Source organism: Microcella sp., assembly GCF_030645145.1.
Taxonomy (GTDB): domain Bacteria; phylum Actinomycetota; class Actinomycetes; order Actinomycetales; family Microbacteriaceae; genus Microcella.
The window spans coordinates 1-4,289 of sequence record NZ_JAUSMI010000066.1 but is presented as its reverse complement, the minus strand read 5'-3'; the positions used below and the strand labels follow the sequence as shown (position 1 = coordinate 4,289).

The window sequence follows — 4,289 nt, the reverse complement described above, 5'->3', positions numbered from 1 at the left end:
GGAGCGGGAGCGGGGGCCGGAGCGGTGGTGAACGCAGGCGAGGCTGCGGCGTCAGCAGTCGTGGGCTGCGGCTCGTGGACCGGACGCGCCGGGTGGGTCTCGGGCGCAGGGTGGGTCTCGGGCGCGGGGTGCGCGGGGTGCGCCTCGGGCGCGGAGGTCGTCTCGGGCGCCGGGCCGGCCGACGGCTCGGGGGCGGGCGGCTCGGGGGTGGTCGGGTTCTCGGTCATGGCGAGGTCTCCTTTCGGCCGCTGTCAGCGTCCTCCGCAAACCTGTGCAGTCTATTTGTCCCTTCTGAGGGCGGCCTGACGCTCGGGTCAATGACAGCTATGCCGGTCCGGCTCGGATGACTCACCCCCCGAAGGGGTGAACCCACCGTTCCACCTCCCCGTCGTACAATGACGGCGTCACCTCCACACCCGAATGAGGACGCTCCATGCCCGCTCCGCTGACCGACGTCGATCGCATCCTCACCGCCGCCGCTGACATCCTCATGGCCGACGGCTACGACGCGGTGACGATTCCGGCGATCGCGGCGCACTCCGGCCTCTCCGAGCCCGAGGTATCCGAGCTCTTCCAGTCGTCCGGCGACGCGCTCGTCGCGATGCTCAACCGGGAGTTCGCCGCGATGTACGCCGGCATCGTCGACCACATCGAGCGCGACCCGCGCGGTGGGCTCCTCTCCCGCGTCTACCTGTACATCCTCGCGGGGATCTACGAGCGGCCCCTGTCGAAGACGCTCTTCGTCATCGATCGCGATGCGCTCAACCGGATCATGCGCCACAGCCACTCCTTCCGCTACGTGCCCCAGGTCGGCATCCGCGGCGAGATGATCGAGCGCCTCCAGGAGGCGGGCATGGTCCGTCGCGACATCGACGCCTCGATGATCTCCTCCGTGCTCTCCGTATGCTCGGCGGGCCTCGCCCTCACCGCTCCCCACGACGACCTCGATCTCGTCATCCGCGGCATCAGCGACCTGCTCGCGCGCAGCGTCGACGCCGATGTCGCCGACACGGAGGCGGGCAAGCGCGTCTTCTACGACTGGGCGACGAGCCTCACGATCCCGTCGCGCTCCGGCTCCGACGACTGACGTCCGCTCCGCCCGCTCGCTCGGCCGCGCGCTCGGCCGCGTCGCCCCGCGCCGCTCTCGCTAGGGTGGGCGCATGAGCGCGATGGAGCCCTGGCGACGATCCCTCGCCGCCGCGGGACTCCTCGATCCGGACGGCGCGACGCGACCGACGATCTTCGCCGAGATGTCGGCGCTCGCCGCCGCGCACGATGCGGTGAACCTCGGCCAGGGCTTCCCGGACGAGGACGGCCCCGCGGAGGTCCTCGACGCCGCGGTCGACGCCATCCGGGCGGGGGTCAACCAGTACCCGCCGGGTCGCGGGTTCCCCGACCTGCGGGCGGCGATCAGCGAGCATCGCGCTCGCTTCGGCTCCCCCGCTCCCGACCCCGACACCGAGGTGCTCGTGACGGCCGGTGCGACCGAGGCGATCGCGGCCGCGCTCCTCGCGCTCGTGCCGCCGGACGGCGTGGTCGTGACCCTGTCGCCGTTCTACGACAGCTACGCCGCGATCATCGGACTCATCGGCGCGCGGCACGCGACCATCCCGCTCCGCGGCCCCGACTTCCAGCCCGAGCCCGCCGACGTCGACGCGGCGATCGGGCCGGGCACGAGCGTCGTCCTGCTCAACAACCCGCACAACCCGACCGGCTCGGTCATCGACCCGGAGCTCCTCGAGCGCATCGCCGCGCGCGCCGCCGAGCACGGCGCCGTGGTCGTGAGCGACGAGGTGTACGAGCACCTGGTGTTCGACGACGCCCCCTTCACGCCGATCGCGACGGTGCCGAGCGCCCGCGGTCGCGCCCTGTCGATCTCGAGCGCCGCGAAGACCTTCCGCGTCACCGGCTGGAAGATCGGATGGATCACGGGCCCCGCCGCGCTCATCGAGGCGGTCGTCGCCGTCAAGCAGTTCCTCACCTACGTCAACGGGGCGCCCTTCCAGCCGGCCGTCGCGGTCGGCCTCCGACTGCCCGACTCCTACTTCCGCGAAGCGAGCCTGACCCTCCAGCGTCGCCGCGACCTCCTGAGCGCTGGCCTGCGCGGCGCGGGTTTCGCGGTGTCGCCGAGCCGCGGCTCGTACTTCGTCGTGGCCGACGCGGCGCCCCTCGGCGTCGAGGACGGCGCGGCCTTCGCCCGCGAGCTCGTGCGGGATGCCGGGGTCGCCTCGATCCCGCTCGCCGCGTTCGCGCCGGGCACGACCGACCCGGCGATCCGCAGCTCGCTGCGCTTCGCGTTCTGCCGCCGCGACGAGGCGATCGACGAGGCGGTGCGCCGGCTGAGCGCCTACCGACGCTGATCGAGCCGTCGGGTCGCGCGAGCGCGCCCACGAGCGCGCGTCAGCGGGGCGCGACTCCGAAGCGCCGCAGCCCCAGGGCGGGATTGACGGCCCGCACCTCGTCGATGCGGGCGCGCGTCGGGAAGGCGACCGCGGCATCCGTCTGCTCGCCGATCGACGCGATCGTGACTCCCATGGGGTCGACGACGAGGCTGCAGCCGACGCCGATCGGCGGGGCGTGGTCGGCCGCCGCGACGTAGATCGTGTTCTCGAGGGCGCGCGCCGTGACGAGCGTGCGCCAGTGGTGCTCCTTCTGCGGGCCGCGCACCCACTCGGCGGGGATGAGCACGAGGTCGGCTCCGGCGTCGACGAGGCGGCGCGTGACCTCGGGGAACCGCACGTCGTAGCAGGTCTGGATGCCCACCTGCAGGCCCGCGAAGGCGAACAGCTGCGGCGGCTCGATGGCGCCGGCCTCGGCCCAGTCGGACTCGCGCGCGCCGAAGGCGTCGTAGAGGTGGAGCTTGCGCGAGACCGCGACGACTCCCCCGTCAGCGCCGACCGCGACGATCGTGTTGCGGAACCGGTCGGGCCGCGTGCCGGTCTCGACGAGGCCCGCCACGAGCACGATGCCGAGGTCGCGGGCGATGCCTCCGAGGCCGACGACGAACGGGCCGTCGAGCGGCTCGGCCGCGGCGACCCAGTCGGCGCCGAGATCGGGGACGAAGTACGAGCTGTACTCGGGCGCGACGACGAGGCCCGCCCCGCGCTCGACGGCGGTGGCCGCGAGCGCCCGGATGCTCGCGAGGTTGGCGTCGGGATCGCTTCCCGGCGCGAACTGCGCGACGGCGACTCCCGTGCGCGTCGCGGCGACGGTTCCGGCGGTCTCGGCGGTCTCGGTCATGCGCCCAGCCTAGAGCCGGGCCCTCTGCCAGCATGGAGCCCATGAGCGCCCCCCTCGTCGTCCTCGGCTCCGCGAACATCGACTACACGGTCGCGGTCGAGCGGCATCCGCATCCGGGAGAGACCGTCCTGGGCGGCGATGTCGTGACCGCCACCGGAGGCAAGGGCGCGAACCAGGCTCTCGCGGCGGCGCGGCAGGGTGCCCGGCCCGTCTTCCTGGGCTCGGTCGGCGACGACGCGGGAGGCCGCGCCCTCCTCGACGCGCTCGCCTCCGGCGGGGTCGATGTCGAGCACGTCGAGATCTCCGCGGAGGCGCCCACCGGCGTCGCCCTCATCACCCTCGCCCGGAACGGCGAGAACTCGATCGTCGTCGCTCCGGGCGCGAACGGGCGCGTCGCCGTCGCGTCCGTCGTCGACGCGCTCGAGGCGCTGGCGGGCTCGGGCACCGTGCTGCTCGCCCAGCTCGAGGTGCCCGTCGATGCGGTCGCGGCTGCGGCCTCCGCCGTCGAGGAGGCGGGCGGTCGCGTCGTTCTGAACCTGTCACCGAGCGCGCCGGTGCCGGATGCCCTCCTCGCCCTGTGCGACCCCCTGGTCGTCAACGAGTCCGAGGCCTTCGATCTCTCCGGGGAGCCCGTCGACGACCCGACCTCGGCGGCCGCTGCCGCGGTCGCCCTGCTCGCCCGCTGCCGCAGCGTCGTCATCACTCTCGGCGGCGAGGGCGCGGTCTTCGCGCGCCGCCCGGCCCACGGCTCCCCCGCGTCAGCGGGCGCCGCGACCGGCCACCGCCCCGCGCCGAGCGTCGAGGTCGTCGACACGACGGGCGCGGGCGACGTCTTCGCGACGGCCCTTATACTCACGATGCGTGCGGGTGAGGACGTGGCCGGGCGGCTCGCCGCTGCCTGCGCTGCGGCCTGTGTGGAGCGCCGAGGCTCGGCGCCCCTTCCTGCGCGCGCGGCACTCGAGGCCCGTGCGGGGATCCCGCGTTCCTCGGCAGCAGCAGGCGCCGGCGCCATGCCGGCCGCCCTCGGCGACGGCGCGCAGGGAGACCGA

General features: G+C 74.0%; 4 protein-coding genes and 1 pseudogene. 3 read left to right on the top strand and 2 right to left on the bottom strand.

The window, feature by feature from the left end:
- Positions 1-227, bottom strand: a pseudogene (locus tag Q7T15_RS03955) (hypothetical protein); the annotation flags it as partial.
- Positions 228-433: 206 nt separating this feature from the next.
- On the opposite strand from Q7T15_RS03955, the gene Q7T15_RS03950 reads away from it, so the two are divergent.
- Both Q7T15_RS03950 and Q7T15_RS03945 read left to right on the top strand, forming a co-directional pair.
- A complete protein-coding gene (locus Q7T15_RS03950) occupies positions 434-1,087 on the top strand; it encodes a TetR/AcrR family transcriptional regulator (protein WP_304693493.1) in 654 nt (217 codons plus the stop codon).
- A gap of 73 nt (positions 1,088-1,160) precedes the next feature.
- Positions 1,161-2,360: an aminotransferase class I/II-fold pyridoxal phosphate-dependent enzyme gene (locus Q7T15_RS03945; protein WP_304693491.1), complete on the top strand. Its 1,200-nt coding sequence runs from the start codon at positions 1,161-1,163 to the stop codon at positions 2,358-2,360.
- A gap of 40 nt (positions 2,361-2,400) precedes the next feature.
- On the opposite strand, the gene Q7T15_RS03940 is transcribed toward Q7T15_RS03945, so the two are convergent.
- Positions 2,401-3,240: a carbon-nitrogen hydrolase family protein gene (locus tag Q7T15_RS03940; protein ID WP_304693489.1), complete on the bottom strand. Its 840-nt coding sequence runs from the start codon at positions 3,238-3,240 to the stop codon at positions 2,401-2,403.
- A 41-nt stretch (positions 3,241-3,281) separates the two neighbouring features.
- Between Q7T15_RS03940 and Q7T15_RS03935 the strand changes: the two genes are divergently transcribed.
- Positions 3,282-4,289 (top strand): ribokinase (locus Q7T15_RS03935; RefSeq protein WP_304693487.1); only part of this gene is annotated, 1,008 nt, incomplete at its 3' end.

Bases quoted from the DNA above. Each gene is read 5' to 3' on its own strand.
- Q7T15_RS03950 (WP_304693493.1), top strand. From the start codon at position 434: ATGCCCGCTCCGCTGACCGACGTCGATCGCATCCTCACCGCCGCCGCT.
- Q7T15_RS03940 (WP_304693489.1), bottom strand. From the start codon at position 3,240: ATGACCGAGACCGCCGAGACCGCCGGAACCGTCGCCGCGACGCGCACG.
- Q7T15_RS03945 (WP_304693491.1), top strand. From the start codon at position 1,161: ATGAGCGCGATGGAGCCCTGGCGACGATCCCTCGCCGCCGCGGGACTC.